At 71.9% G+C, this 24,399-nt stretch carries 26 protein-coding genes; 9 read left to right on the top strand and 17 right to left on the bottom strand.

The window, feature by feature from the left end; translation table 11 throughout:
- The first annotated feature begins 102 nt into the window (after positions 1-102).
- Positions 103-588, top strand: a complete 486-nt coding sequence (locus ABD327_RS08040) for a MarR family winged helix-turn-helix transcriptional regulator (protein ID WP_344449579.1) — start codon at positions 103-105, stop codon at positions 586-588.
- On the opposite strand, the gene ABD327_RS08035 is transcribed toward ABD327_RS08040, so the two are convergent.
- The 3 genes from ABD327_RS08035 to ABD327_RS08025 are packed head-to-tail and all read right to left on the bottom strand — an operon-like array spanning position 564 to position 2,974.
- Complete coding sequence (locus tag ABD327_RS08035) at positions 564-1,088, bottom strand: DUF1003 domain-containing protein (RefSeq protein ID WP_344449578.1); 525 nt, start codon at positions 1,086-1,088, stop codon at positions 564-566. The genes ABD327_RS08040 and ABD327_RS08035 overlap by 25 nt on opposite strands.
- Positions 1,085-2,404, bottom strand: coding sequence for a magnesium transporter MgtE N-terminal domain-containing protein (locus tag ABD327_RS08030; protein ID WP_344449576.1), 1,320 nt, complete (start codon positions 2,402-2,404; stop codon positions 1,085-1,087). Before ABD327_RS08030 ends, ABD327_RS08035 begins: the two co-directional genes overlap by 4 nt.
- 36 nt (positions 2,405-2,440) lie before the next feature.
- Positions 2,441-2,974: a hypothetical protein gene (locus ABD327_RS08025; RefSeq protein ID WP_344449575.1), complete on the bottom strand. Its 534-nt coding sequence runs from the start codon at positions 2,972-2,974 to the stop codon at positions 2,441-2,443.
- A 62-nt stretch (positions 2,975-3,036) separates the two neighbouring features.
- On the opposite strand from ABD327_RS08025, the gene ABD327_RS08020 reads away from it, so the two are divergent.
- Both ABD327_RS08020 and ABD327_RS08015 read left to right on the top strand, forming a co-directional pair.
- A complete protein-coding gene (locus ABD327_RS08020) occupies positions 3,037-3,975 on the top strand; it encodes an HpcH/HpaI aldolase/citrate lyase family protein (protein ID WP_344449574.1) in 939 nt (312 codons plus the stop codon).
- A gap of 92 nt (positions 3,976-4,067) precedes the next feature.
- On the top strand, positions 4,068-5,657 hold the full coding sequence (locus ABD327_RS08015) for a CPBP family glutamic-type intramembrane protease (protein WP_344449573.1): 1,590 nt from the start codon (positions 4,068-4,070) through the stop codon (positions 5,655-5,657).
- Here ABD327_RS08015 and ABD327_RS08010 read toward each other — a convergent pair.
- The gene (locus ABD327_RS08010; RefSeq protein ID WP_344449572.1) at positions 5,618-6,355 is read right to left on the bottom strand and encodes a hypothetical protein; all 738 of its coding nucleotides are present in this window, start codon (positions 6,353-6,355) and stop codon (positions 5,618-5,620) included. The genes ABD327_RS08015 and ABD327_RS08010 overlap by 40 nt on opposite strands.
- Before the next feature lie 78 nt (positions 6,356-6,433).
- Positions 6,434-6,817 carry an NUDIX hydrolase gene (locus tag ABD327_RS08005; RefSeq protein WP_344449571.1) on the bottom strand — a complete coding sequence of 128 codons (384 nt, stop codon included), beginning with the start codon at positions 6,815-6,817 and terminating at the stop codon, positions 6,434-6,436.
- An 81-nt stretch (positions 6,818-6,898) separates the two neighbouring features.
- On the opposite strand from ABD327_RS08005, the gene ABD327_RS08000 reads away from it, so the two are divergent.
- The 3 genes from ABD327_RS08000 to ABD327_RS07990 all read left to right on the top strand — a co-directional run bounded on the left by ABD327_RS08000 (position 6,899) and on the right by ABD327_RS07990 (position 9,230).
- Entirely contained in the window at positions 6,899-7,540 is a 642-nt protein-coding gene (locus ABD327_RS08000; protein WP_344449570.1) for a DUF6758 family protein, read from the top strand.
- Between the two features lie 129 nt (positions 7,541-7,669).
- Positions 7,670-8,323: an MBL fold metallo-hydrolase gene (locus ABD327_RS07995; protein ID WP_344449569.1), complete on the top strand. Its 654-nt coding sequence runs from the start codon at positions 7,670-7,672 to the stop codon at positions 8,321-8,323.
- A 10-nt stretch (positions 8,324-8,333) separates the two neighbouring features.
- Positions 8,334-9,230, top strand: coding sequence for a RecB family exonuclease (locus ABD327_RS07990; RefSeq protein ID WP_344449567.1), 897 nt, complete (start codon positions 8,334-8,336; stop codon positions 9,228-9,230).
- On the opposite strand, the gene ABD327_RS07985 is transcribed toward ABD327_RS07990, so the two are convergent.
- The 5 genes from ABD327_RS07985 to ABD327_RS07965 all read right to left on the bottom strand — a co-directional run bounded on the left by ABD327_RS07985 (position 9,217) and on the right by ABD327_RS07965 (position 14,492).
- On the bottom strand, positions 9,217-10,125 hold the full coding sequence (locus ABD327_RS07985; RefSeq protein ID WP_344449566.1) for an oxygenase MpaB family protein: 909 nt from the start codon (positions 10,123-10,125) through the stop codon (positions 9,217-9,219). The two genes, ABD327_RS07990 and ABD327_RS07985, sit on opposite strands and share 14 nt — an antisense overlap.
- 206 nt (positions 10,126-10,331) lie before the next feature.
- Complete coding sequence (locus ABD327_RS07980) at positions 10,332-11,204, bottom strand: alpha/beta fold hydrolase (protein WP_344449565.1); 873 nt, start codon at positions 11,202-11,204, stop codon at positions 10,332-10,334.
- Positions 11,205-11,373: 169 nt separating this feature from the next.
- The gene (locus ABD327_RS07975) at positions 11,374-12,846 is read right to left on the bottom strand and encodes a DEAD/DEAH box helicase (protein ID WP_425547085.1); all 1,473 of its coding nucleotides are present in this window, start codon (positions 12,844-12,846) and stop codon (positions 11,374-11,376) included.
- 394 nt (positions 12,847-13,240) lie between these two features.
- Complete coding sequence (locus tag ABD327_RS07970) at positions 13,241-14,005, bottom strand: hypothetical protein (protein ID WP_344449564.1); 765 nt, start codon at positions 14,003-14,005, stop codon at positions 13,241-13,243.
- Complete coding sequence (locus tag ABD327_RS07965) at positions 13,998-14,492, bottom strand: sigma-70 family RNA polymerase sigma factor (RefSeq protein ID WP_344449563.1); 495 nt, start codon at positions 14,490-14,492, stop codon at positions 13,998-14,000. The genes ABD327_RS07970 and ABD327_RS07965 overlap by 8 nt, the downstream gene beginning before the upstream one ends.
- A gap of 119 nt (positions 14,493-14,611) precedes the next feature.
- Between ABD327_RS07965 and ABD327_RS07960 the strand changes: the two genes are divergently transcribed.
- Positions 14,612-16,252 carry a serine/threonine-protein kinase gene (locus ABD327_RS07960; protein ID WP_344449562.1) on the top strand — a complete coding sequence of 547 codons (1,641 nt, stop codon included), beginning with the start codon at positions 14,612-14,614 and terminating at the stop codon, positions 16,250-16,252.
- A 10-nt stretch (positions 16,253-16,262) separates the two neighbouring features.
- On the opposite strand, the gene ABD327_RS07955 is transcribed toward ABD327_RS07960, so the two are convergent.
- From ABD327_RS07955 to ligD (ABD327_RS07940), 4 genes are all read right to left on the bottom strand, one after another.
- Positions 16,263-16,886: a TetR/AcrR family transcriptional regulator gene (locus tag ABD327_RS07955; protein WP_344449561.1), complete on the bottom strand. Its 624-nt coding sequence runs from the start codon at positions 16,884-16,886 to the stop codon at positions 16,263-16,265.
- Positions 16,887-16,994: 108 nt separating this feature from the next.
- Entirely contained in the window at positions 16,995-17,204 is a 210-nt protein-coding gene (locus tag ABD327_RS07950) for a hypothetical protein (protein ID WP_344449560.1), read from the bottom strand.
- A gap of 114 nt (positions 17,205-17,318) precedes the next feature.
- Positions 17,319-18,164, bottom strand: coding sequence for a non-homologous end-joining DNA ligase (ligD, locus tag ABD327_RS07945; RefSeq protein WP_344449559.1), 846 nt, complete (start codon positions 18,162-18,164; stop codon positions 17,319-17,321).
- The gene (ligD, locus tag ABD327_RS07940; protein ID WP_344450106.1) at positions 18,161-19,123 is read right to left on the bottom strand and encodes a non-homologous end-joining DNA ligase; all 963 of its coding nucleotides are present in this window, start codon (positions 19,121-19,123) and stop codon (positions 18,161-18,163) included. Before ligD (ABD327_RS07940) ends, ligD (ABD327_RS07945) begins: the two co-directional genes overlap by 4 nt.
- Positions 19,124-19,188: 65 nt before the next feature.
- On the opposite strand from ligD (ABD327_RS07940), the gene ku reads away from it, so the two are divergent.
- Positions 19,189-20,031, top strand: a complete 843-nt coding sequence (ku, locus tag ABD327_RS07935) for a non-homologous end joining protein Ku (RefSeq protein ID WP_344449558.1) — start codon at positions 19,189-19,191, stop codon at positions 20,029-20,031.
- Here ku and ABD327_RS07930 read toward each other — a convergent pair.
- The gene (locus ABD327_RS07930) at positions 20,028-20,723 is read right to left on the bottom strand and encodes a TetR/AcrR family transcriptional regulator (RefSeq protein ID WP_344449557.1); all 696 of its coding nucleotides are present in this window, start codon (positions 20,721-20,723) and stop codon (positions 20,028-20,030) included. The genes ku and ABD327_RS07930 overlap by 4 nt on opposite strands.
- Positions 20,724-20,844: 121 nt before the next feature.
- Here ABD327_RS07930 and ABD327_RS07925 point away from each other — a divergent pair, with 121 nt between their 5' ends.
- Complete coding sequence (locus ABD327_RS07925) at positions 20,845-22,974, top strand: MMPL family transporter (protein ID WP_344449556.1); 2,130 nt, start codon at positions 20,845-20,847, stop codon at positions 22,972-22,974.
- Here the strand turns inward: ABD327_RS07925 and ABD327_RS07920 are convergent.
- Together ABD327_RS07920 and ABD327_RS07915 are read right to left on the bottom strand one after the other, a co-directional pair.
- A complete protein-coding gene (locus ABD327_RS07920; RefSeq protein ID WP_344449555.1) occupies positions 22,971-23,873 on the bottom strand; it encodes a serine hydrolase in 903 nt (300 codons plus the stop codon). The genes ABD327_RS07925 and ABD327_RS07920 overlap by 4 nt on opposite strands.
- A 25-nt stretch (positions 23,874-23,898) precedes the next feature.
- A complete protein-coding gene (locus ABD327_RS07915) occupies positions 23,899-24,213 on the bottom strand; it encodes an MGMT family protein (protein ID WP_425547081.1) in 315 nt (104 codons plus the stop codon).
- Positions 24,214-24,399: the final 186 nt, after the last annotated feature.

Genomic DNA, 24,399 nt, shown 5'->3' with positions numbered 1-24,399 from the left:
GATCATTCCCGGCCGGTCCCCCCGGCCGTCCGGCGGGCAACGTTTCGGAAACATCATCGAAGTGAATCTCACCGGGAGACCTGGCGTTTTACGATCGTTTGTGTGACTGACGTGAGTGCCCTCCCCGGGGCGACGATCTCTGCGGAGGAGCTTGCGGTCTGGCGGGTCCTCCTGCGGGCCCAGGTCCGGATCTCCCGGCATCTGCACCAGGACCTGCTGACCGAGCACGATCTCGCGCTCGGTTCCTACGACGTGCTGCAGCACCTGGCCGAACAGCCGGACGGGCGGCTGCGGATGAACGACCTGGCCGAACGGGTCCTGCTGTCGCGCAGCGGCCTGACCAGACTGGTCGACCGGCTGCAGCGGGACGGGCTGGTCCGCCGCGAGTCCTGCACGAGCGACGCGCGCGGGCTGTTCGCCGTCCTGACCATGCAGGGCAGGGACCGGCTGCACAAGGCGACCGCCACCTACCACCGGGGCATCCGCGAGCACCTGCTCGGCCGCCTCGACGCCACCGAGAAGAACCAGTTCATGGCGCTGCTGCACAAGCTGTCGGAGGACGATCAGCCGGTGGCGCTGTCGGCCTGAGGACGGCCGTCGGGCCCGCCGCCGTCCTCGCGCGCGGCCTCCAGCTCCTTGAGCAGCTGCTGCAGCTCCGAGCGCAGGAAGTCGCGGGTGGCGACCTCGCCGAGGGCCATGCGCAGCCCGGCGATCTCCCGGGTCAGGTACTCGGTGTCGGCGACGGTGCGCTCGGTCTGCTTGCGGTCCTGCTCGTACTGCACCCTGTCCCGGTCGTCCTGCCGGTTCTGCGCGAGCAGGATCAGCGGGGCGGCATAGGAGGCCTGCAGCGAGAGGATCAGCGTCAGGAAGATGAACGGGTAGGCGTCGAACCGCCAGGTCGCGGGGGCCAGAAAGTTCCACAGCACCCACACCCCGACGAAGACCGTCATGTAGAAGAGGAACCGCGCGGTGCCCAGGAACCGGGCGATCTTCTCGGAGATCTCGCCGAAGGACTCGGGGTCGTAGCGCGGGCGGGGGAAGCGGCGGCGGACCTCTCGGGGCTGGTCCAGGCGGACCCGGGCGCTCATCGGCCGCCCCTCAGCGACTCGGCCTCGGAGTCGAACTCGGTGCTCCCGGCGGGTTCCCCGTCGTCCAGGACGGCGTCGCGCCAGTCCTCCGGCAGCACGTGGTCGAGCACGTCGTCGATGGTGACCGCGCCGAGCATGTGCCCGTCCTCGTCCACGACGGCGGCCGAGACCAGGTTGTAGGTGGCCAGGTGCCCGGCGACGGTGTGCAGCGACATCGACGGGCGCAGCGGGGAGAGCGCCGGGTCGACGATCGCGCCGATCATCGTGGACGGCGGGTCGCGCAGCAGCCGCTGGAAGTGCACGGTGCCCAGGTAGCGGCCGGTCGGCGTCTCGGTGGGCGGGCGGCAGACGTAGACCTGCGCGGCCAGCGCCGGGTTGAGGTCGGGGTTGCGGATCTGGGCGAGCGCCTCGGCGACCGTGGCGTCCGGCTGGAGGATCACCGGCTCGGTGGTCATCAGGCCGCCCGCGGTGTCGTCGGCGTAGCTCAGCAGCCGCCGGACCGGCGCGGCCTCCTCCGGCTCCATCAGGGCCAGCAGCCGCTCGCGCTGCTCGGGCGGCAGCTCGCCCAGCAGGTCGGCGGCGTCGTCGGGGCTCATCACCTCCAGGACGTCGGCGGCCCGGTCGGCGTCGAGCTTGCCGAGGATCTCCACCTGGTCGTCCTCGGGCAGCTCCTCCAGGATGTCGGCGAGCCGCTCGTCGTCGAGGGCGGCGGCGACCTCGCCGCGGCGCTTGGGGGACAGCTCGTGGATGACGCTGGCCAGGTCGGCGGGCTTGAGCTTCTCGAAGGCGTTGATGAGCCCGACGGCGCCCTGCTGCTCGGCGGCCACGTGCAGGCCGTGGATCTCGTCCCAGTCCAGGATGAGCGTCTCGGCCCGGCGGCGCCCGACCCCGCCGGCCCGCCGGGCGCGGGCGAGCCGCTTGACGGCCACCTTGGTGATGCGCCACTCCCGGCCCCTGACCGGCTCCATCCCGACGTCGATGACGACGTACTCCTCTCCGTCCGGGCCGCGGACGTGGCGGTCCAGCATCTCCGCGATCGCCAGGGTCTCGGCGGGACGCTGCGAGAAGCGGCGCATGTTCAGCCGCCCGTCGAAGATGACGGCCTTGGAGTCGAACGTCGTGACCCGGGTGATCGGCAGGAAGACGGCGCGCCGCGGGGGGACGTCCACCACGAGCCCGAGCACCCGGGGGCGGCCGGCGCCCGACCACAGCGCGACCACGACGTCGCGCACCCGGCCGACCTGGTCGCCGGCGGGGTCGAAGACGGCGATGCCCGCGAGACGTGCGAGGAACACCCTTGACGGCCCGGAACTCATGTTCCCGACGTTACCCAAGATCGGGGTTTGTCAACGTCAAAGGTCAGCTTTGCGACGTTTGCCACCCCACATGAGCGGTTTGCGGGTGGCGTTCACCGCGGGGTTGGGCACCGGACGGACCGCGGAGTACGGCTCGTACTCGCCGGGCGTCTCCGGGTACAGGCCGGTGGGGGTGAGCTTCATCAGGTACGACTCCCTGGCCCAGCGCGGGACGGGGGAGTAGGAGTCGCCCTCCTCCACCGCCTCGTCCGGCTGCGGCACGGCGTTCAGCCGCGCCTTGAACAGCAGCGGCGCGACCTCGTCCCACTCGGGGCCGCCGGAGGGGACCTCCTCGACCGCGGCCCGCCACGACACCAGCCGCCCGCCCTTGTCCTTGCTGCGCGTGATCACGGTGACCCGCTCGGCCTCGGGCAGCCCCGGCAGCGGCTGCTCCCCGGACCCCCCGGTCAGGACGTAGGCCGCGCCGCCGTGCCAGAGGTGCCAGGCGGGACGGGGACGGGAACCGTCGGGAAGAGCGATCCAGACCAGACCGGACTTCTTCATCGCCTCATCCACCAGAGCTTCGGTCATGCCCCCATCATGACGGGCCCCCGCGCCCGGGGAGAACCCGGCCGATCGGTAACCTCCGGATCATGCAGCGCTCTCGACGCACCACCCTGGCCGTGCCCGGCAGCAACCCCCGCTTCATCGAGAAGGCGCAGGGGCTCGCGGCCGACGAGATCTTCCTGGACCTCGAGGACGCCGTCGCGGTCGACGCCAAGGCCGGCGCTCGCGAGCTCGTCGTGGAGGCGCTGAACCAGGGCGACTGGGGGAGCAAGGTCCGGGTCGTGCGGGTCAACGCGCTCGACACCGAGTGGACGTACCGCGACGTCATCCAGGTCGTCGAGGGCGCGGGCGAGAACCTCGACTGCGTGATGCTGCCCAAGGTCACCGGCCCCTCGGACGTGCTGTGGCTGGACAGGCTCCTCACCCAGATCGAGAAGGCCAACGGCCTGCCGGCCGGCGGCATCGGCATCGAGGCGCAGATCGAGGACGCCCGCGGCCTCATCGAGGTGGACGCCATCGCGGCCTCCTCGCCGCGGCTGGAGACCCTCGTCTTCGGGCCCGGCGACTTCATGGCGTCCATCAACATGAAGACGCTGGTCGTGGGCGAGCAGCCGCCCGGCTACACCGAGGGCGACGCCTACCACTACATCTACATGCGCATCCTGATGGCGTGCCGCGCCTACGGGCTGCAGGCGATCGACGGGCCGTACTTCAACGTCCGCGACACCGAGGCGTTCACCCGCGCGGCGAGGCGCACGGCGGCGCTCGGCTACGACGGCAAGTGGGTGCTGCACCCGTCGCAGATCGAGGCGGGCAACGAGGTGTTCTCCCCGGCGCAGGAGGATTACGACCACGCCGAGCTGATCCTCGAGGCCTACGAGTACTACACGACGGTGGAGAGGCGCGGTGCGGCGATGCTCGGCGACGAGATGATCGACGAGGCGTCGCGGAAGATGGCCCTGGTCATCGCGGCCAAGGGCCGGGCGGCCGGCCTCGCCCGCACCAGGCGGTTCGAGGCGCCCTGACCTCCGGGCTCCGGTCTTCCCCCGGCGCCCGGCGCGTGTGGGGGCGGACCTTCCCGGTTTGGAGGGCGGTCCGGGTGCGTAGGCTCCTCCTCATGGAGCCGCCATCCGCCACCCCGCCCGCAGGACCGGACGAACCGGGCAGAGACCAGCCGTCCGAGGACGGTCGGGAGGCGCCCTCGGACGCCTGGCATCCGCCGGACTCCGGCCGCCCCCTCTTCGCTCCCCCCGCACCGCAGGCGTCGTGGCCCGCCGAGCACACCTATCCGGTGCAGCCGCAGTCTCCGCCTCCGGCTCCGGAGGGCCCCCCGGCGACCCAGAGCGCGCCCGGCTACCTGCTTCCGGGGCAGGTGGCCCCGGGTGCGGGCCCGGCCGGGCCGTTCCAGAGCTACGACGCACCGGGGTACGCGCCCGCACCGGGGCACGCGCCGCAGCAGGCCCCCGGCCAGGGGACGCAGGGGCATCCGGTACCCGGCCAGCAGGCGTATCCCGGTTACCAGGTGCCCGGGCCGCCGCAGGGCTTCCCGCCGCAGGGGTATCCGCCTCCCGGATACCCGCCCGGTTACGCCGTTCCCGGGTACCCGCCTTACGGCCACCCGGCGCAGCGGAAGCCGTCGGTGGTCGCGGCGCCCGCGGGCACTCCCTTCCACCAGCAGGACCGCACCGAACGGCACCGCTGGTGGCGTCCGGTGCTGGGGACGTTCTCCTTGACGGCGGCGGCCTTCATCACGATCATCGCGGTGTTCGTCGCCTGGATGGTGGGGCACTTCGCGGTCACCGGGGAGCTGCCCGAGCCCACCGACGACGGCACCCAGCTCGTCGGCGGCCCGCTGGAGGACCTCTCCCTCCAGCTCGTCATGCTCGGCGTGCTGATCCCCCTGGTGCCGGTGACCGTCTGGATCTTCTCCCGCCGCCCGATGGGCACGGTCGTCTCGGTGCTGGGCCGGATGCGCTGGCGCTGGCTGGGCGTCTGCGTCCTGGCCGCGCTGGCCTACGTGGCGGTCTCCCTGGTGACCGGCATGATCGTGACGGCGGTCTTCACCGACGAACCCGTGCTGGGCGGGGAGTGGGTGGGCTGGCGGGCCTTCCTGGGCCCGGCCCTGGTGATCCTGCTGCTGGTGCCGTTCCAGTCGACCGCCGAGGAGTTCGTCTTCCGGGGCTGGGTGCTCCAGGCGATCGGCGGCTGCACCCTGCGCCGCCCCGACGGCACCTACCGCAACGCCTTCACCGCGGTCCTGGGCCGCGTCTTCGGCACCCCCTGGCCCGCCATCGCGATCAGCAGCGCCCTCTTCGTCGCGGGGCACGGCTACCGCACCTGGGCCATGGTCGACATCTTCATCTGGGCCATGGTGTGCGGCTGGCTGGCGGTCAAGACGGGCGGCCTCGAGGCGCCCATCGCGCTGCACGTCCTCAACAACCTGCTGGCCTTCGGCCTCACCGCCGCCGCGGGCGAACTGGAGGACTCCCTCCAGCAGGGCGCGGCCCCCTGGTACTACCTGCTGTCCGACCTGCCGCCCCTGTTCGTCTTCGCCGCCCTCGTCCTGTGGCTCCGCCGCCGGATGGACATCGCGACCGTGACCCCGGGCGCCGCGGCGCCTCTAGAGGGGGGATCGGCGGAATCCCAGGCGGACGGACCGGGGGAGTCTCAGGCGGGCGGGTTGCCGTTCCCCGCGCCGAAGACCTGAGTCCACTCGCCGGGGGTCTGCTGCGGGGGCTGCTGCCCGCCTTGGGGGCCGCCGTACTGCGGCTGGGCGGGGGCGGGCGGCTGGCCGTAGCCCGGCTGCGGCTGCTGCTGGTAGGGCGGCTGCTGGCCGTAGGGCTGCGGCTGGTGGCCGTACTGGGGAGCGGGCGGCTGCTGGGGGCCGCCGAACGCCTGCTGGGGCGCGGGGGCGCCGAACGCCTGCTGCGGGCCGCCGAAAGGCTGCTGGGGGGCGCCGAAGGGCTGCTGCGGGGGCTGGACGGGCGGCATGCCGGAGTACTGGGCGTGCCACTGCTGGAGGCCCTGGAGCTTGAGGGCGAACTCGGGGTCGGGCATCGAGAAGTAGTGCAGGGGGGCCCAGGCGCGGCGGCTGGTGCCGTCGGCGAAGCGGATCAGGACCCTGTCCTGGAACCACCACTTCTGCTTCTCCACCGACCGGATCTGCGACCAGGGGTGGGTGTGGGTCTGCCAGCCGTTCATGGTCAGGCCCTGCGGGGTGAGGGTCAGGCCGAACCCCGCGAACCGGAAGTAGTAGAGGACCATCACGCCGGCGACGACGAAGGCCACGACGGCGCTGCCGACGCTGGTGAACAGGCGCAGCAGCCCGAGCAGGCCCCACACCCCCGCCAGGATCAGGTAGAGGCGCCGCTGGCGCTCCTCCAGCCGGAACTCGATCTGCTGCATCGGGCGTGTCCCCTCGAAACGACGCGGCCCCAGGCCCCGCGGGTTCGTCCGGACCCCTTTTGGGAACGGAACTCGATTTTACTCCGGTATGACCCGCCAGGAGCGGAGCGTCGCGACGAGGCCGTCCGTGACCGGAAGGCCCGCCACCTCCGCGAGCGGCACCCACCGGGCGTCCGCCGCGTCGTCGCCGGGCTCCAGCCGCCCGCCCGTCACCGTGCAGAGGTAGTCGTGGACGTCGAAACCGGAGACCTCCACCGACCCCAGGAGGTCCCCGACGGCGACCGCCAGGCCGGTCTCCTCCCGCAGTTCCCGGACGAGAGCCTCGACGTCGCTCTCACCGGGCTCCACCCGCCCGCCGGGGACCGACCACAGGCCGGCGCCCGGCGGACGTCCCCGCAGGACCATCAGCAGCTCTTCCCGTCGCACGACCACCGCACCCACGCAGCGCGAACCTCCAGGCATACCTCCAGTAAAGACTCCTGGGGGAGTTGATGGGTTCCGCTGTCTTGACTTGACGGCCCCTGACAACGACTGTGGGTAAGCGTGAGACCGGAACCCACCTGCCCCCGCTGCGGTAGGACGGCCGTGCCGCCGAACGCCAGGTCGGCCGACTGGACCTGCGCGCTGCACGGCTCGATCCTGCCGCTCCAGCCGCCCGCCAGCCCGTCCGAGGAGGGACTGGCGGTGGTGAGGGCGCATGCCAGGGTGCCGATCTGGCTGACCTGGCCGCTGCCGGCGGGCTGGCTGGTCACCGGCTTCCTGCACGCGGGGGACGAGCACACCGGAGCCCGCGCCGCCGCGGTCGCGCTGTCCGGTCCCGGCCTGACCGCGGGACCCGCCGACCTGCTGCTGATCTCGGAGGAGGTCGGGGTGGGGCTCGGCGCCCGGTTCGCCGGGCTGCGCGGCTCGGACCCCGGCCCCGGGTTCGACACGGGGCCCGCCCACGCCAAGATCCAGGCGGAGGGGAGGCCGGTGCCGCTGTGGTCGATCGACGCCGGGCCGGACCGCGCCGTCTACGCGGGCGAGGCCAGGGGGCGCTGGCTGTGGGCGATCCTGTGGCCCGCCGCGGCGGGCGCGCTGATGGCCGACCAGCTCCAGCTCCTCGACCTGAGGGAACCGGGAATGGACCTCGACCTCCCCTTCGGCGCGCCGTGCCCCCGGCTCGGCGGCCTCTTCGAGACATGACGGGACGGAAGGCGGCAGACGTCCTGTCCGTCGCGCGCGCTCCGCACATGGACCGTGCGTTCATTCGGCAAGGAAGGATAGGCTTCGCGGGTGACTGCGCGCATTGAACAGATTGTGACCAGTGGCCCCGTGACTGTGGACGACGAGGTCTTCACCGCGGAGGTGAACACCTGGGTCGTCGGCGACGACGAGGCCGTGATCGTCATCGACCCGGCCAACGATGCCGAGGCCGTCCTCAAGGCCGTCGACGGGCGCGAGGTCATGGCCGTGGTCTGCACCAACGGCAGGGACAACATCGTCAGCACCGTCCTGGAGGTCTCCGCGGACGAGGAGCTCGGCGACGCCCCGATCCTCATGCACCGCGGCGACCGCAGCCTTTGGCGGGACTACTTCCGCAGGCTGGCCAAGGAGATCGACGACGAGGAACTCCGCTCCCTGGAGCCCGACCAGTACCTGGAGGAGGGCGGGACCTTCGAGATCGCCGGGATGCAGCTGGAGGTGCTGCACACGCCGGGCTTCACCCCGGGCAGCGTCTCGCTGTACGGCGAGAGCGACGGCGTGCTGTTCACCGGCGGCACCCTGTGGCGGGGCCGGCCCGGCGCCCACGGCGACGTCTACCCGGACCTCCACACCCAGCTGAACTCCATCACGGCCCAGTTCGGCCAGCTTCCGGCCGACACCCGGGTCCTGCCCGGCGGCGGCGAGGAGACCACGGTCGGCGAGGAGGCCGACCGCTGGGAGTCCTGGTACTCGCTGCAGCAGGCCTCCTCCGACGAGGAGTGACGTCGGGCCCGTGGAGCAACTCGGGTTCGAGGGGATGCCGCGCAGGCTGTATCCGTGCACCCCGTCGCGGCTGAACACCTGGCTGGACTGCCCGCGCCGTTACCGGATGACGTACCTGGACCGGCCTCAGCCGTCCAGGAGCTCGCGGTGGGCCCACAACAGCCTGGGCGCGTCGGTCCACAACGCCCTGGCCGGCTACTGGCGGCTGCCCGTCGCCGAGCGCACGCCGCAGGCGGCGGGCGCGCTGCTGGTCCGGGGCTGGCTGACCGACGGGTTCCGGGACGCCGGGCAGTCGCGGGAGTGGCGCGAGCGGGCCCGGGTCATGGTCGAGGAGTACGCGGCCGGGCTGGATCCCGAGCGGGAGCCCGCGGGCGTGGAGCGAACGGTGTCCACCAAGACCGGGTCGATTCGGTTCTCCGGCCGGATCGACCGGCTGGACCACCGGGGCGACGCCCTGGCCGTCGTCGACTACAAGACCGGGCGCCGCTCGCCGACGGCGGACGACGCCCGGGACTCGCTGGCGCTGGCCCTGTACGCCGTCGCCGCCTCGCGGATGCTGCGCCGCCCCTGCCGGACCGTCGAACTGCACCACCTGCCGTCCAGGACGGTCGCGGTGTGGGAGCACACCGAGGAGTCGCAGGCCGGGTGGCTGAGCCGTGCCGAGCGGATCGCCGCCGAGTGCGCCGACGCGGACGAGTCCTACAAGGACGGGCCCGCGCCGCGCCGGGTGGACGGGCTCGTCGCGCACGACCCGTACGACGAGGTGTTCCCGCCCCGCACCGGGCCGCTGTGCGGCTGGTGCGACTTCTCCCGGCACTGCCCCGAGGGCAGGGCCGCCGCGGAGCCCAAGGAGCCCTGGGCGGCCCTGGAGGGCGAGAGGGCGGAGGCTCCGGTCAGGCCGGAGTGAGCGTCCTGCCGGACGGCCAGCGCCGGGGGTCGCGCAGGCCGATCAGCCCGCCGGAGAGGTCGTAGCCCTCGGCGGCGAGCTCCTGGCGGCTGCGCTCCAGCATCTCGCGGGTCGGCTTCATGAACGCGAGGTCGTGCACGCTCTCGGGGATGGAGTTCATCGCCATCCGGAACGAGCGCAGCGCCGCCGTCACCGCCGGCTGGGGCACCTCCGGCAGCAGCCCGTACATGTCGCGGGCCCACTTGGGCAGCGTGTAGTAGCAGAGCGCGCCGAAGGGGAACCAGGCGGGCTTGCCGGGGGCGAGGAACCTGAGGTTCTCGGGCATCCTCGGCCACAGCAGGAACTTGACGGTCTCCAGGGCCTCGTCGGTGACGCGCAGCCGGGGCCGCATCTCCTGGAAGTAGGCCTCGGTCTCGGCGACGGTGCCCGGGACGTCCTCGGCGTGCAGCCCGACGTGGGTGGCCGCCTCGCGCTGCTCGTCCAGGTACTGGTCGGCCATCTTGTCCGTCAGCGGAAGCCCTCCCCGCCGCGCCGTCTCCAGGTAGGAGTAGACCTCGGCGCAGTGCACCCACAGCAGGAACTCGGGCTGGTCGAGCGGTTCCTTCCTGCCGGTGTCGTGGTTGAGGATCCGCAGGCTCCGGTGGATCTGCCGCACCCGCGCCGCGAGCTTCTCGATCTCCTCCCGCGACCCGAACGTCGCCACCCCCACGAAGTCGGCCGTGCGCTGCAGCCGCCCGAACGGGTCCTCCTGGAAGTTGCTGTTCTGCCAGACACCCCACATCGCCATCGGGTGCAGGGCCTGCAGCATGAGGCTGCGCACTCCGCCCACCCACATGGTCCGGTCGATGTGAACCCGCCAGGTAACGCTCTCCGGTGCCATCACCGTAGCCGCCATCACTCACCTCCCGTGAGACAAACATCAGTAAATGTATCATTACTGATTTCTCCGGAAGCGGGCTCCCCTCCCGTCACGGTACGAGGGGTCGCCGAAGGGCGACCCGTCCGGGCCGGAGGGTACGGCGAAGACGTGGATCCCGCGGACGTTCCGGCGGATCCGGGGAGGAGGCGACGCGGGTCGCCTGCCGGCTCCTACCCGCCGGGTCAGCGGCGTTCGGCCGCGTTCCAGAAGTCGGTGAGGGCGTGGGCGGTGGTCTCCGGGGCCTCCCAGGCGGGGGAGTGGGCCGCGCCGGGGATGACGACGCGGGACGCGTCGAGGCGGGCGGACATGGCGGCCTGGATCTCCGGGAGCCAGGCGTCGTCGTCCTCGCCGTACAGGACCATGAGGGGCAGGTCGGTGTCGTCGGCGACCTTGGCCAGGTCGGCGGTCTTGTCGGGGGCCGTCAGCAGCTCGTCGGCCATGGCCGCCAGGCCGGTCGGGCAGTTGCCGAGGTTGCGGCGGTAGAGGAAGTCGATGATCTCCTCGGCCCAGCCCGCGGCGCGGGCGTCGGGACCGAGCTTGATGTTCCAGATCTGTTCCATGGTCAGCTCGCCGGTGAGGGCGTCGCGCAGGGCCGCGGCCTTCTCGGCGCTCGGGCCGGTGATCGCGGCGGGGCCCGACGACATCAGGGTGTAGGAGGCGATCAGGGTGGGTTCGGCCAGTACCGCCTCCCGGGTCACCAGACCGCCAAAGGAGTGCCCGACCAGGTGCACGGACTCCGGGCCCATCGACTCGATGATCTCGATCAGGTCGGCGCCGAGCTCGGGCAGCAGGTAGCGGGACGGCTCGTCGCAGCGGGGGGAGTCGTGCTGGCCGCGCATGTCCAGCGCCAGCACCCGGCGGCCGGCCCCGGTGAGGGTCTGCAGCACCCCGAGGAAGTCCTCTTTGCTCCCGGTGAAGCCGGGGACGAGCAGGGCCGGTTGCCGCTCCGGCTCGCCCACGGGAAGCGCCTCGAGGACGGCGAAGGGGCCGCGGGGCGTCCGCACTGTCGTGCGACGCACTGCGGGGGGCAGGTCCAGAAACCGGGGCGTGCTCACGATGACTCAACCTACCAACGGTGAGGTACCCGAAAGGCACCTTGAAACTTCTATGAAGCCGGTCGAAGCCGGGGTCCCGGCCCGCCGCGGACCGCGCGGGGAACGCGCGGTCGCAACGGAAGATCCGCCTGATCTGATGGGACCAAGCGGATCCGTCGTCTCGCGGGTGTCAGGCCGTCTCGGCGGTCTGCCCCTCCTGGCCGGCGCCGCCGGAGCCCTCGGCGGGGCGGCGGCGGGTACGGGTCCGGGTGCGCCTGCGGGGAGCGCCCTTGGCGGGCTCCTCGGCGTCCCGGGCCTGGGGGGCCTCGGGCGCGGAGGTCTGCGCGCCGTCGGCGGGGGCGGTCTCGGCGCCCTCGACGGGGAGGCCCCTGCGGGTGCGGGTCCGGGTGCGCTGGCGGCGCTTGCGGGCCGGGCGCTCCTCCTCCTCGGCGGAGGGGCGGGTGGCCTTGGGCGTCCGCTGGCGGCCGGTCTCGCCGATGTCCTCCAGTGCCTCGGCCGCCAGCCCCTCGCGGCCGCGCTGGTCCTTGGGCAGCGTGCCCTTGACCGTCTTGGGGATGTTCAGCGCCTCGAACAGGTGGTCGGAGGTGGAGTAGGTCTCCTCCGGGTCGGCGAAGCCGAGGTCCAGCGCCTTGTTGATCAGCTTCCAGCGCTGCAGGTCCGACCAGTCGACCAGGGTGACCGCGATGCCCTCGTGGCCGGCCCGGCCGGTGCGGCCGATCCGGTGCACGTGGGCCTTGTCGTCCTCGGGGCACTCGTAGTTGATCACGTGCGTGACGTCGTCGATGTCCAGCCCGCGGGCCGCGACGTCGGTGGCGATCAGCACGTCGATCTTGCCGTGGCGGAAGGCGCGCAGCGCCCGCTCGCGCTGGCCCTGGCCGAGGTCGCCGTGCACGGCGGCGACGGCGAAGCCGCGTTCCGCCAGGTCGGTGGCCAGCCGGTCGCAGGTGCGCTTGGTCTGGCAGAAGACCATGGTCAGACCACGGCCCTCGGCCTGCAGGATGCGCGCGACGAGCTCGGGCTTGTCCATCTGGTGGGCCTGCCAGACGTGCTGGACCACCTTGGGCTGGGCCTCGGACTCGGCGTGCGACTCGGCCCGGACGTTGGTCGGCCGGGTCAGGTAGCGCCGGGAGAGGCCCACGATCTCGCCCGGCATGGTGGCCGAGAAGAGCATGGTCTGCCGCTGCTCGGGCACCTTCGAGATGATCCGCTCGATGTCGGGCAGGAAGCCCAGGTCGAGCATGCGGTCGCCCTCGTCCAGCACCAGGACCGAGACCTGCGAGAGGTCGAGGTGGCGCTGCTTGACCAGGTCGAGCATGCGGCCGGGGGTGCCGACGACGACGTCGACGCCCTCGCGCAGGGCCTCGATCTGGGGCTCGTAGGCGCGCCCGCCGTAGACCGACAGGACGCGGGTGCCGAGCTTGCCGCCGGCCAGCACCAGGTCGTCGTGGACCTGGATCGCCAGCTCGCGGGTCGGGACGACGACCAGGCCCTGGGGGACCTTGCCGCCGTGGGTGATCCGCTGCAGCAGCGGGATGCCGAAGGCGAGGGTCTTGCCGGTGCCCGTGCGGGCCTGGCCGATGATGTCCTGTCCGCCGAGCGCGATGGGCAGCGCCAGGGACTGGATCGGGAAGGGCGAGGTGATGCCCTCGGTGGCGAGGGCGTCGGCTATTTCGGGGATGACCCCGAGTGCGGTGAAGGTAGTCAGGACGTTCAGCCTCCGTAGTTCTGGCGGCGGCGAGGTCTTTCCGAGAGGCGCCGTGATAAGCGCGGCGCAGCAAGGCCCGTGTTCGTTACGGCCGCGCGCTCGCGCGGGAGGGACCAGCCGTCGTTCTTGTTCTGGGGCGGACCGCGACGGCGCGGGGTGGGCGCCTGAGCGGGCGGTACTACGCGCCACACAAAGTGCGCGGTCACACTCTGCAACACACTCTACCGCTTGTTGACCGGTCCTCGCTATAGCAGAAAAGCCCGAGCCCTTACAGCGAATCCGTCTTCGTGAAAGAAGCTCGGATCCATGGGATTCCTCCGTGGATCACGCCCTAACATCCGAATCCCCGCTCGCAGAGGCGGTCGGAGAGCCGCCGCGCGTCCTTCTCGAGGTCCTCGAGGATCTCGCCCGTCCGTCCCGACTCCCGGGACTCCTCCAGCGTGTAGATCCCGACGACCGGTCCCCGGCGGAAGAACACCGCGTTGGTGATGTGGAACGGCTTGCCCGGCCCGGGTGACTTCTCGGCCTCGACCCGGTAGCCCTCGTCCCCGACGTCCACCGGGGAGGGCGCCCGGCGGCAGGCCCCGATGTCCGAGCGGAGCGCGTTCAGCCAGGACTCGGCCCGGAGGGCGTCGGAGAAGACCACGACGACCTCGTTCCTGCCAGGGGAGGCGACACGCTCTCCCCGCTCATCGGAGAACTCCAGGCCCAGCTGCCTGGTCCAGCCCAGGGGCTCGATGTCCCTGTCCGAGCAGCCGGGCAGGACGAAACCGAGATGCGGCAGGTCCTCGGTGATCGTCCAGCGCTGCGCGTCGTCGCGCTCGGCTTCGGGCCAGTACGTCAGGTCCTCGGACGTCAGCCTCGGCAGGGCGCTGACGGTGGGCGCCGGCCGGACGGCCGGCCCGTCGCGGCCGTCGTGCGGGGGCTGGAGGAAGAGCGCCCCCGCCAGCACGGCGGCGACGGCTCCCGCGCCGAGGGCGCGGCGGCGGGCGCGGCGGGTCCTCCCGATGCGGGCGACCTTCCCGGCGGCCGGTCCGGAGACTCCGGAGACGACGTCGGCGCGCATGTCCTGGAAGAGGTGGTCGAGGTCAGGCACGGGTGTCCTCCGGATCGGTCAGCAGGGTGGACAGGCGCCGGCGGCCCCGTGACAGCCGGGCCTTCACGGTCCCGTCGGCCACGCCTTCGGCGGCGGCGATCTCGGCGATGGAGTAGCCCGAGAGGTGGTGCATGATCACGGCGCGGCGCTGGGAGTCGGGCAGGGCCCGCAGCGCCGCGGCCAGGGCGACCGAGGCGGCGGAGGGTTCGGCGACGTTCGGGGGAGGGCCGTGCCGCAGCAGCGAGAACAGCGCGGTGCGGGCCTTGCGCCAGCGGCTCACCGCCAGGCGGTAGCCGACCCGCGCCACCCAGGCGCGCGGTTGGTCGTACCGGGAGATCTTCCGCCAGTGGGTCCAGGCCCGGATGAAGGCCTCCTGAACGATCTCCTGCGCCTCGCCCAGATCCCCGGTGTAGGCGTAGAACTCCGCCACGAGCCCCGGATGGACGGCTTGATAGAAGTCCGCGAAGTCCGGCGATTCCGATGGCACGCCGTCCCCTTTCTTCGGGTCACCGGATACACGCGCCATCTGGGTCACAGGTTGCCTGGATTTTCAGGACAATGGGTCCTCATCCGATCTTCCCGACATCTTGTGAGCTGAGGGCGCGCATGGACTGGCAGGTTCCCGGTTACGACGAGCTCCGCGAGCTGGGCGGCGACGCCCGAGGACGGGTGGTGCTGGCGTCGGAGCGGGGCGGCGGCGCACTGCGGATCATCAGGTACGTGAACCGGGCGGCGGACTCCCTCCCGGGCGAGGCCGCCGCCCTCCAGAGGGTGAGGGATCCCCACGTGGCCCGGATCCACGGCTACGTCGCGGAGCCCGGAGGCGAGGGCGGCGCGCTGATCTCGGACGCCGTGCAGGGGTACGGCCTCGCGGAACTGCTCACGGCCCGGGTGGCGCTGGAGCCCAGGGCGGCGCTGGCGGCGCTCAAGGGCTCGCTGCTGGGGCTGGCCGCCGCGCACGCCGCGGGAGTCGTGCACCGCGACTGCGGCCCCCGGAACGTGATGGTCCGGCCGGACGGGACCATCGGGCTGATCGGTTTCGGCGGAGCCGTCCACGAGGACGGCGGCAGGGAGGGAACCCCCGCCTACCTGGCCCCGGAGCGGTGGACGGGCGCGCCCGCCACCCCTGCCACGGACCTCTACACCGTGACCTGCCTGTTCTTCGAGTGCCTGACCGGCGCCCCGCCCTACCAGGCCGACGGCGACGCGGGACTCCAGCAGCTGCACCAGAGCGCGTCCCCGCCGATCGACCGGGTGCCCGAGGCGCTGCGCCCGCTCGTCCTCCGGGGCCTGGCCAAGTTCCCCGCGCAGCGGCCCCTGGACGCCCTGACGTTCGTGGCCGACCTGGAGAAGGCGGCCCGCCGCGCCTACGGCCGGAGGTGGGAGAAGCGCGGCAGGGCGTCCCTGACGGCTCTGGTCGCGGCCATGGCGGGGACGGGCGCGCACCCGATCGTCGCCCACGTCCCGCGTCCCGGTCTGTTCGGCCGGGGCCTCCGGAGCAGGGGCGCCCTGCTGTGCGGGGCGGTCGGCCTGGCCGCGATCGTCGCGGGCGGCACCGCCGTCTACTCGGCGGCCGAGGAGCGGGGCCGGGATCGTCCCGCCACCACTCCCGAGGCGGCGCGTTCCACCCCGGTCCTGGTCGAAGTGCTGTTCGCGCAGGAGGACACCCCCACCGAGCAGGTCAAGGTCGCCACCGTGACGGGGCTGCCCGGGCCGCTGGGCCGGAAGGCCAACGCCTCGCTGCGCGCCCGGGTGGACACGATGCTGCGGGAGAGCCGGCCGGGCCTCGCCCCGAACGGGGGCAGGATCCGGGTCAGGTCCTCGCTCGGAATCCAGTCCGCGGGCCTGGTGTCGGTGCGCTACGTCTTCTCGGTCAAGCAGGCCGGTTCCACGGACGGCGCGGGGGCGCTTGACTTCACCAGGCGCTTCGCCGTCACCGTCGACCTCACGACCGGGGAGGAGATCACGCCGTCACGGGTCTTCCCCGAGGCCGCGCTGCCCGAGCTGAACCGGCGGATCATGAAGGTGAGCCGGGAGCACGAGGGCTGCTACGAGGAGGAGCCGCTGCGGCTGACCGGCGCCAATCTGGAGAACGTCCTGGAGCCCGCGTTCGCGCGCAAGGGCATGCGGGCCACCCTCCACCTGGCGGAGAGCGGCCCGGCCTGCCGGGAGATCGAGGAACTCGTCCCCTACCGGATGCTCCTGGACCTGATGGCCCCGGAGTTTCGCGCGAAGCTCGGCCGCTAGCGGCCCGGGGTCAGGCGCCGGTGCGGGGGAAGCCGGAGATGCCGCGCCAGGCGAGCCTGGCGATGACGTTCTCCGCGGTCCCCTTGGGGATGGACTTCTGCTGGGAGAGCCAGTAGCGGGCGCTGACCTCGGCCATGCCGACCAGGCCCATGCCCAGCAGGTAGGCCTCGTCGACGGTCGCCCTGGTGTCCTCCTGGATCACCTTGGCGATCATCTCGGCGCACTTGTGGTTGGCGCGCTCGACCCGGGCCCGCACCTGGGCGACGTTGCGCAGGTCGGACTCGAAGACCAGCCGGTAGGCCTCGCCGTCGCCGGAGACGAAGTCGTAGAAGGCCTGCATGCTGGCCTGCACCCGGAGCTTGTTGTCCGTGGTGGAGGCCAGCGCCTCCCGCACGGTGTTGACCAGGCCCTCGGTGTGCTCGTCCAGCAGCGCCAGGTAGAGCTCGAGCTTTCCCGGGAAGTGCTGGTAGAGCACGGGCTTGCTGACCCCGGCGCGCTCGGCGATCTCGTCCATCGCCGCGGCGTGGTAGCCCTGTGCGACGAAGACCTCCTGCGCGGCGCCGAGCAGCTGGCGCCGGCGGGCCATCCGCGGCAGCCGGGTGCCCCGGGGCCGGGCGTCCGGAGTAGCGGTCACGACCATGCTCCTCTTGGCTACTGGAACAGACTTGAGCGGCCCTTGCTGTGCCGCTGCCCAATCCCATCATCCTACGCGCCAGTAACCTCGCCGGTCACCTAACGAGCCTCAGCGGTACTCGTCCTCGTCGAGTCCGACCTCGAGCCGCTGCTCGGCCGCGTCGGCCTCATTGGCCTCCAACGGCACGGGAGCGTCCTCCTCGTCGGGGACCTGATCGTCCTCGGCTGCGGGCGCCTGGTCCTCCTGCTGCTGTTCCAGGACATCCTCTCGCGGCGCCTCCTCGAACGGGGCCGCTTCGAACTTTTTCAGGTCGCCCATGACTGCCTCCCGTGGAATCCGATGTCGCGGGTCCGCTCTCCTCCTACCCGCCTCCGCCTCATCTGTCCCGTCCGGCCCGCTCATCAGGTGACCGGAAGGCCGCGGCGGTTCCGCTCAGCGGAGAAGGGGGGCCAGGAGATCGCCGTGCTCGCGCACCCGTTCCAGCACCTCGCCGGGGCCGAACCGCACGGTCCTCCCCTCCTCGACCTCCTCCCAGGTCAGCGGGGTGGAGACGGACGGAGCGTCGAGGGCCCGCAGGGAGTAGGGGGCGACGGTCGTCTTGGAGGGGGAGTTCTGGGACCAGTCGACGAAGACCTTGCCGGTGCGCAGCCTGCGCTCCATGCGGCTGGTGACCAGCCGCCCGTAGTCGGCCTCCAGGCGTTCGGCGGCCCGCTTGGCGTACGCGGAGGTGTCGAGGTCGCTCACGGGCGCGTACAGGTGCAGGCCCTTCTTCCCGCTGCTCTTGGGGTGGACGGTGAGCCCGTCGGCGGCCAGCAGCTCCCGCAGCAGCAGCCCGACCACGCACGCCTCGGTGAACGTGGCGGGCGCGCCCGGGTCGAGGTCGAAGACCATCAGGTCGATCTCCCCCGTGCTGACCCGCCACTGCGGGACGTGCAGTTCCAGCGCGGCGAGGTTGGCGCACCAGACGAGGGTCGGCAGGTCGTCGACGACCACGAAGTCCAGCGACTCCTGCTGCCCCCCGGGCGTCTCGATCCGAGCGGTGCGCACCCACTCGGGGGTGCCCTTGGGCGCGTTCTTCTCGTAGAAGCGCAGTGCGCCGACCCCCTCGGGGAACCGCACGCGGGTCATGGCGCGGTCCCGGAGGTGGGGGAGGAGGACGGGGGCGATCCGCGTGTAGTAGTCGATCACCTCGCCCTTGGTGAACTCGGGGTACATCGGCTTGTCGAGGTTCGACAGCGTCAGGGTCCGGCCCTCGACCTCGACCTGGATCCGGCTCATGCGGCTCCTTCCGTCAGGTCCACGTCGCGGGGGTCCTTGTCCGAGCGCAGGCCCCGCCAGGACGGGTGGCGGACCCTGCCGTCGGCCGTCCACTCGGTGAAGGCGACCTCGCCGACCAGGACGGGCTCGACCCAGTGGGAGTCCCTGGCGACCTCCGGAGGAGGCTCCCCCTCGCCCGGCCAGCCGGGGCGCTCCAGCGGCCTGAGGCGGGCCGCCAGATCGTCGAGCTCGGCGTCGTCGAAGCCGGTGCCGACGTGCCCGGCGTACCGCAGCCGCCCCCGGTCGTGGACGCCGAGCAGCAGCGAGCCGAGCGTGTCCTCCCTGCGGCCCTTGCCGGCACGCCAGCCGACGACCAGGACCTCCTGGGTGCGGAAGTTCTTGATCTTCTGCCAGGTGGAGGCCCGCCTCCCCGGCAGGTAGCGCGAGTCCAGCCGTTTGGCGATCAGGCCCTCCAGCCGCTCCTGCTCGGTGTAGGCCAGCAGCTCCTCGACCTGCTCCTTGTCGGCGGCCGGGAGGTAGGGCGGCACCTCGATCGGGCCCGCGGCCAGTTCCAGGTCCTGCAGGAGGGCGCGGCGCTGGACGTAGGGCAGGTCCAGCAGCGACATGCCGTCCAGCTCCAGCAGGTCGAACACCATGTAGCGGACCGGTACGGAGCGGATCAGGCGCGACGAGGGGCGGGGCGCGTGCATACGGCGCTGCAACCGGTGGAAGGACGGCCTGCCGTCCTCGAACGCGACGACCTCCCCGTCCAGGACGGCCCGGTGCCCGGCGAGCAGGTCGGCCAGGGCGCTCAGTTCGGGGTAGGTGGAGGTGATGAGGACGCCGCGCCGCGCGTACACGCGGACCTCCTCGGGGGTCACCTCGGCCAGCGCGCGGACCCCGTCCCACTTGAGTTCCAGGGCCCAGTTCTCCGGATCGCCGGGAAGACCCCCGGACACGGCGAGCATGGGTTCGATCATGTTCACGGTGATGTTCGTACCCCGTTGCCCGAATCGAACCCCTGCGTCCGGGGTACGGGCCCGTTATGCGCAGTATCTGGAAGGGCGCCGTCTCCTTCGGACTCGTGACCATCCCGGTGAAGCTCTACTCGGCCACCGAGCAGCGCGACGTGTCGTTCCACCAGGTCCACCGGGAGGACGGCGGGCGGATCAGGTACAAGCGCGTCTGCCAGGCGTGCGGCCAGGACGTGCCCTTCGCCGACGTCGCCAAGGGCTACGAGCTGCCGACCGGCGAGATGGTCGTGCTGACCGACGACGACCTCGCGGACCTGCCGCTCACCACCTCCCACCGGATCGAGGTGCTGCAGTTCACCCCGCTGGAGCAGGTCGACCCCGTCTACTTCAGCAAGACCTACTACCTGGAGCCCGATTCGATGGGCGCCAAGCCATACGTCCTGCTGCGCGACGCGCTGGCGAAGTCCGGGCAGGTCGCGGTGGTGAAGGTCGCGCTGCGCTCCCGGGAGGCGCTGGGCACCCTGCGGGTCAGGGAGGGCGTGTTCGTCCTGGAGACCATGCTGTGGCCGGACGAGATCCGCGCCGCCGACTTCCCCTTCCTCTCCGAGAAGATCGACGTCCGGCCGCAGGAACTGGCCATGGCCACCTCGCTGATCGAGAGCATGCAGGCCGACTTCCATCCTGACGACTACAAGGACGTCTACCGCGAGGCGCTGCTGGACGTCATCGAGGCCAAGGCCGAGGGCCGCGAGGTGGTGCAGCCCGCGGTGGCCGAGCAGCCCGCGGCCGCCGACCTCCTGTCCGCGCTGCGCGCCAGCGTCGAGGCGGCCAAGAAGAGCCGCGGCGAGGCGTCCGGAGGGTCCGGGAAGGAGAAGAAGACCTCCGGGAAGCCCACACGGCGCAAGTCCGCCTAGAAGCCCAGCCGCAGGGCGATGTCGTCGAGGGTCAGGGCGAAGAGCGGCTCGGCGTCGGTGAGGGCGAACCGCAGGTGGCCGAAGACCTCCAGGCTGACCGCGCCCTGGAGCAGCACCCAGCACTGCAGGTAGACCAGCAGGCAGCCCAGCGGCAGGGGGATGCGCATGTGGTCCCGGTACTCGGCGAGCTGGGCGCGCAGGCCCGGATCGATGCACTCGTCGGGGACGATCGGGAACGGCTTCTGCTCCCAGAGCTCGTGGAACAGGTCCATGAACGTCATGCCGAACCGGGCGCCGCACTCGTCCGCGTAGTCGTGCGTCTCGGCCCCCTCGGCCTGGGGGAAGGGGGCGCCGAACATCAGGCCGTACTCGCGGGGGTGGTCCAGGGACCAGCTCCGGAACCAGCGGCCGGCGGCCCTGAACCTGGCCTCGATGCCCTCGGAGGCGAGGGACCGCAGCCGGGCGGCGAGGCTGTCGGTGAGGTCGTTGTACAGGTCGCCGATCAGGTGGCGGATCAGGTCCTCGTGGCTGGGGAAGTAGCGGTAGAGGGCGGGCGCCGTCATGCCCATCTCCCGGGCGATCGCCCGCAGGGTGACCGCCTCGGCCCCCTGTTCGACCAGGAGCCGCCGGGCGGTCTGGGTGATCTCCGCGATCGTCGCGGCCCGCAGCCGCTCCCGCCGTCCCGTGCCCACTGACTCCTCCTGGTGTGACCTAACTCGCATTGACCGTACCTTCCCGGCAAGAGACGGTTAACACCGTACGTTAAGTAAACGGCTTTAACTAAAGTTACCTACAGTCATGAAGGGGTCGAGGATGTTCGAGACCTGGGGGCGGCTCGTCCACCGGCGGCGCAAGCTCATCCTCTGGCTCTCCCTGGCGGCCGTCCTGTTCTTCGGCGTCTGGGGGACGGGGGTGTTCGGCGCCGTCACCACCGCGGGCGGCTTCGACACCCCCGGCAGCGAGAGCCACAAGGCGGCCCAGCTGATCGAGGACGGCTTCGGCCGCTCCGAACCCGACGTCGTCGTCCTGTACTCGGGACGCGACGTCGACGACCCGGCCGTCAAGGACGCGGTGACCGCGTCCCTGGCCGCGCTGCCCGAGGACGCGGTCGTGAGCTCCGCGACCTACTGGTCCACCGGCTCGCCGCAGTTCGTGAGCGAGGACGGGAAGTCCACCTACGCGGTCCTCAACCTGGCGGGGGAGACCCCGCAGGACCGTGCCGACACCTTCGCCGGACTCGAACCCGGACTGCGCGACGTCCAGGGGCTCGAAGTGCGGCTCGGCGGGCAGGTCGTGATCGAGGACGCCATCAACTCGCGCGTCTCCTCCGACATCGCCTTCGCCGAGACCATCTCCATGCCGGTCCTGCTCGTCCTGCTGCTGATCATCTTCGGCGGGCTGGTCGCGGCGTCCCTGCCGCTGGTCATCGGCGGCGTGGCGATCCTCGGCTCCTTCACCGCCCTGCACGCCATGACGTACTTCACCGACGTCTCGACGTTCTCGATCAGCATCACCACCTTCCTCGGCATGGGCCTGGCCATCGACTACGGGCTGTTCATGGTGTGGCGGTTCCGCGAGGAGCTCGCCCGGTCCGACGGGGACGTCGAGACGGCCGTCGCCCGCACGATGGCCACCGCCGGGCGCACCGTCGCGGTCTCGGGCGTGACCGTCGCGGTCTCCCTGGCCGGACTGCTGCTGTTCGACCAGCTGTTCCTGCGGTCCATGGGCATGGGCGGCGTCGCGACCGTGCTGGTGGCGATGATCGCGGCCGTGGTGGTGCTGCCCGCGCTGCTGGCCGTCCTCGGGCCGAAGGTCCGCTCCCGCAAGGCGAAGAAGACCGGACAGGCCGGCCAGGCCGGCGGCGAACGCTGGAAGCGCATCGCCCAGGCCGTCATGCGCAGGCCCGTCGTGGTCAGCCTCTCCGTCGTGGCGCTGCTGCTGGTGCTGGGCGCGCCGTTCCTGCGCATCAACTGGGGCGGGGTCGACACCCGGGTGCTGCCCGAGGGCACCGAGTCCCGCGTCGTCGCCGAGGCCCTCGCGGCGGACTTCCAGAGCAGCGCCGTCAGCCCCGTCGAGATCGCCGTCAAGGGCGCCCCGGCCGAGCAGTACCTGGCCGAGCTGCGCAAGGTCGAAGGCGTGACCGGCGGGACGGTCGCCGGGACGGCCGGGGACCTCACCCGCATCCGGCTCACCTACGACGGGGACCCCTACTCGCCCGAGGCGCGGGAACTGGTGCGCGAGGTCCGGGACGTGCCCGCCCCCGGCGAGACCTACGTCGGCGGGGCCACGGCCGTCCTGGAAGACCAGCTCGGCAGCCTCGGTGACAACCTGGTGCCGCTCGTCCTGTTCGTCGGCGTCGCCACGTTCATCCTGCTCTTCCTGGCGTTCGGCTCGGTGGTCCTGCCGCTGAAGGCCATCCTGATGAACGTGCTGTCACTGGCCGCGACGTTCGGGGCGATCGTCTGGATCTTCCAGGACGGCCACTTCTCCGGCCTGCTGGACTTCACCGTCACCGGCGACATCGCCCCCGCCATGCCGATCCTCATGCTCGCCATGCTGTTCGGCATCTCCATGGACTACGAGGTGTTCCTGCTCTCCCGCGTCCGCGAGCAGTACGACCTGACCGGGGACAACACCGAGGCGGTCGCGGCCGGCCTGCAGCGCACCGGCTCCATCATCACGAGCGCCGCGCTGCTGTTCGTCGTCGTGGTCGGCGCGTTCGCCACCTCCGGCATCACGTTCATGAAGCTCACCGGCGTCGGCATGTTCATCGCCGTGGCGGTGGACGCGACGATCATCCGGGTGCTGCTCGTCCCCGCCACGATGCGGCTGCTGGGCGGCGCCAACTGGTGGGCGCCCGGCCCGCTCAAGCGCCTGTACGCCCGCTACGGAATCCGGGAGGAGGACGAGCCCGCCTCCGCGCGCGAACCGGCCGCCGTCTAGGGGCCGCTCGTCTTCCGGAAGGCGTCGGCCACCTCGGCGACGAGCCGCTCGGCGGTGGTGATCCCGTAACCCATGGACGGGTTGTGGCTGGTCATCACCGCCACGAGCAGGTCGTGGCCGTGGCCCTCGATCCGGCCGACGCTGTTGACGGCCCAGCGGTCGCCGTCGCGCTGGTGCGTCATCCAGCCGTTCTTGTTGTAGACGGCGTCGCCCTCGAGCGCGGCGGCGCCCACACCCCACTTCTGCTCCTTGACGACCTCGCGCATCAGGTCGAGGACGAACTCGCGGTTCGCCTCGCTGAGAGGGCCGGTGAACAGCCGCTGCAGCAGTCGCACCTGGTCGGCCGGAGTCGTGGAGGTCAGGCTCCAGCACAGCAGGTCCAGGCACCGGGCGTCGATCGCGGTGGTGCGCTTCAGGCCGAACGAACGGCGGTTGACGGCGTTGACGCCCGTCGCTCCCCCGGCCCGCAGGAAGAGGCGGTCGGCCGACTTGTTGTCCGACTCCCGGATCATGATCCCGGCGTCGTACCTCTCGTCCGCGCTGAGCCTCCCGCCCTCCTTCTGGCGCCGCTGCAGCAGCACCATGAGGATGTCGAGCTTGACCGCGCTGGCGGTGACGAACTCCTCGTTCCGGCGGAACCCGTAGGACAGGCCGGTCGTCCGGTCCAGCACCATGATCCCGGCGCCGCTGACCCGGCCCGCCAGGTATCTCCCGATCCTCCGGTCGAGGCCCTTCACGTCGAGGGCCTTCGGCCGGACGGCGACCGCCGGGGTCTGGGGGACCCCGCCCGCGGCGGCCTCGGGCTTGACCGCCTCCACGAGCCGCGCCCCGCCGTCCGGACCGCCGAACGCCAGCGCGGCGGCGAGCACGGCCCCCAGGGCCACCCTCTTGAGGATCATGCCGTCGCCCCTCCCCGCGGGCCCCTCACAGCTCCTCCGCCGGAAGGGGGCCCTCCCACCTGGCCCGCCGCAGGTCGACGCGGTCCTCCCCGCGCAGCGGCGTCCCCTCCCCGGCGTAGGCGGCACGCGCCCGCGCCTCGTGGCCGGGCAGCATCCGCCCGTCCGCCCGGATCACCCGCCACCACGGCACCCCGCCGCCCCGCGTCGCCATCACCCGTCCCACCTGCCGGGGCCCTCCGGCCTCCAGGTACTCGGCCACGTCCCCATAGGTCATGACCCGGCCCGCGGGAATGCGCTCCACCAGGTTCAATACCAGCTCAGCGTAGTCGTCACCCTTCATCTGCGACATTCTCGCGCCGCGGGGCGCGGCAGGGCCAGAGGCCGCCGCGAGGAACGGCTTTTCCTCCCGTTCCCGGGAGCGTTCACGACTTTGGGTGGCCGATTCGTCACTTGCGGTTCCTTCCGGGTTGGTGTTCCCTTCCAGGGGAGGACCGACAGGATGATCTTTGTCGAGGATCCGCGAGCG

This window comes from Actinocorallia aurantiaca, assembly GCF_039533685.1.
Classification (GTDB): Bacteria; Actinomycetota; Actinomycetes; order Streptosporangiales; family Streptosporangiaceae; genus Actinocorallia; species Actinocorallia aurantiaca.
The sequence above is the reverse complement of the archived record's forward strand: the minus strand, read 5'-3'. Positions and strand labels throughout refer to the sequence as shown.

Bases quoted from the DNA above. Each gene is read 5' to 3' on its own strand.
- ABD327_RS08035 (WP_344449578.1), bottom strand. From the start codon at position 1,088: ATGAGCGCCCGGGTCCGCCTGGACCAGCCCCGAGAGGTCCGCCGCCGC.
- ABD327_RS08030 (WP_344449576.1), bottom strand. From the start codon at position 2,404: ATGAGTTCCGGGCCGTCAAGGGTGTTCCTCGCACGTCTCGCGGGCATC.
- ABD327_RS08025 (WP_344449575.1), bottom strand. From the start codon at position 2,974: ATGACCGAAGCTCTGGTGGATGAGGCGATGAAGAAGTCCGGTCTGGTC.
- ABD327_RS08020 (WP_344449574.1), top strand. From the start codon at position 3,037: ATGCAGCGCTCTCGACGCACCACCCTGGCCGTGCCCGGCAGCAACCCC.
- ABD327_RS08015 (WP_344449573.1), top strand. From the start codon at position 4,068: ATGGAGCCGCCATCCGCCACCCCGCCCGCAGGACCGGACGAACCGGGC.
- ABD327_RS08010 (WP_344449572.1), bottom strand. From the start codon at position 6,355: ATGCAGCAGATCGAGTTCCGGCTGGAGGAGCGCCAGCGGCGCCTCTAC.
- ABD327_RS08005 (WP_344449571.1), bottom strand. From the start codon at position 6,817: ATGCCTGGAGGTTCGCGCTGCGTGGGTGCGGTGGTCGTGCGACGGGAA.
- ABD327_RS07985 (WP_344449566.1), bottom strand. From the start codon at position 10,125: ATGGCGGCTACGGTGATGGCACCGGAGAGCGTTACCTGGCGGGTTCAC.
- ABD327_RS07960 (WP_344449562.1), top strand. From the start codon at position 14,612: ATGGACTGGCAGGTTCCCGGTTACGACGAGCTCCGCGAGCTGGGCGGC.
- ABD327_RS07950 (WP_344449560.1), bottom strand. From the start codon at position 17,204: ATGGGCGACCTGAAAAAGTTCGAAGCGGCCCCGTTCGAGGAGGCGCCG.
- ligD (WP_344449559.1), bottom strand. From the start codon at position 18,164: ATGAGCCGGATCCAGGTCGAGGTCGAGGGCCGGACCCTGACGCTGTCG.
- ligD (WP_344450106.1), bottom strand. From the start codon at position 19,123: ATGATCGAACCCATGCTCGCCGTGTCCGGGGGTCTTCCCGGCGATCCG.
- ku (WP_344449558.1), top strand. From the start codon at position 19,189: ATGCGCAGTATCTGGAAGGGCGCCGTCTCCTTCGGACTCGTGACCATC.
- ABD327_RS07925 (WP_344449556.1), top strand. From the start codon at position 20,845: ATGTTCGAGACCTGGGGGCGGCTCGTCCACCGGCGGCGCAAGCTCATC.
- ABD327_RS07920 (WP_344449555.1), bottom strand. From the start codon at position 23,873: ATGATCCTCAAGAGGGTGGCCCTGGGGGCCGTGCTCGCCGCCGCGCTG.
- ABD327_RS07915 (WP_425547081.1), bottom strand. From the start codon at position 24,213: ATGAAGGGTGACGACTACGCTGAGCTGGTATTGAACCTGGTGGAGCGC.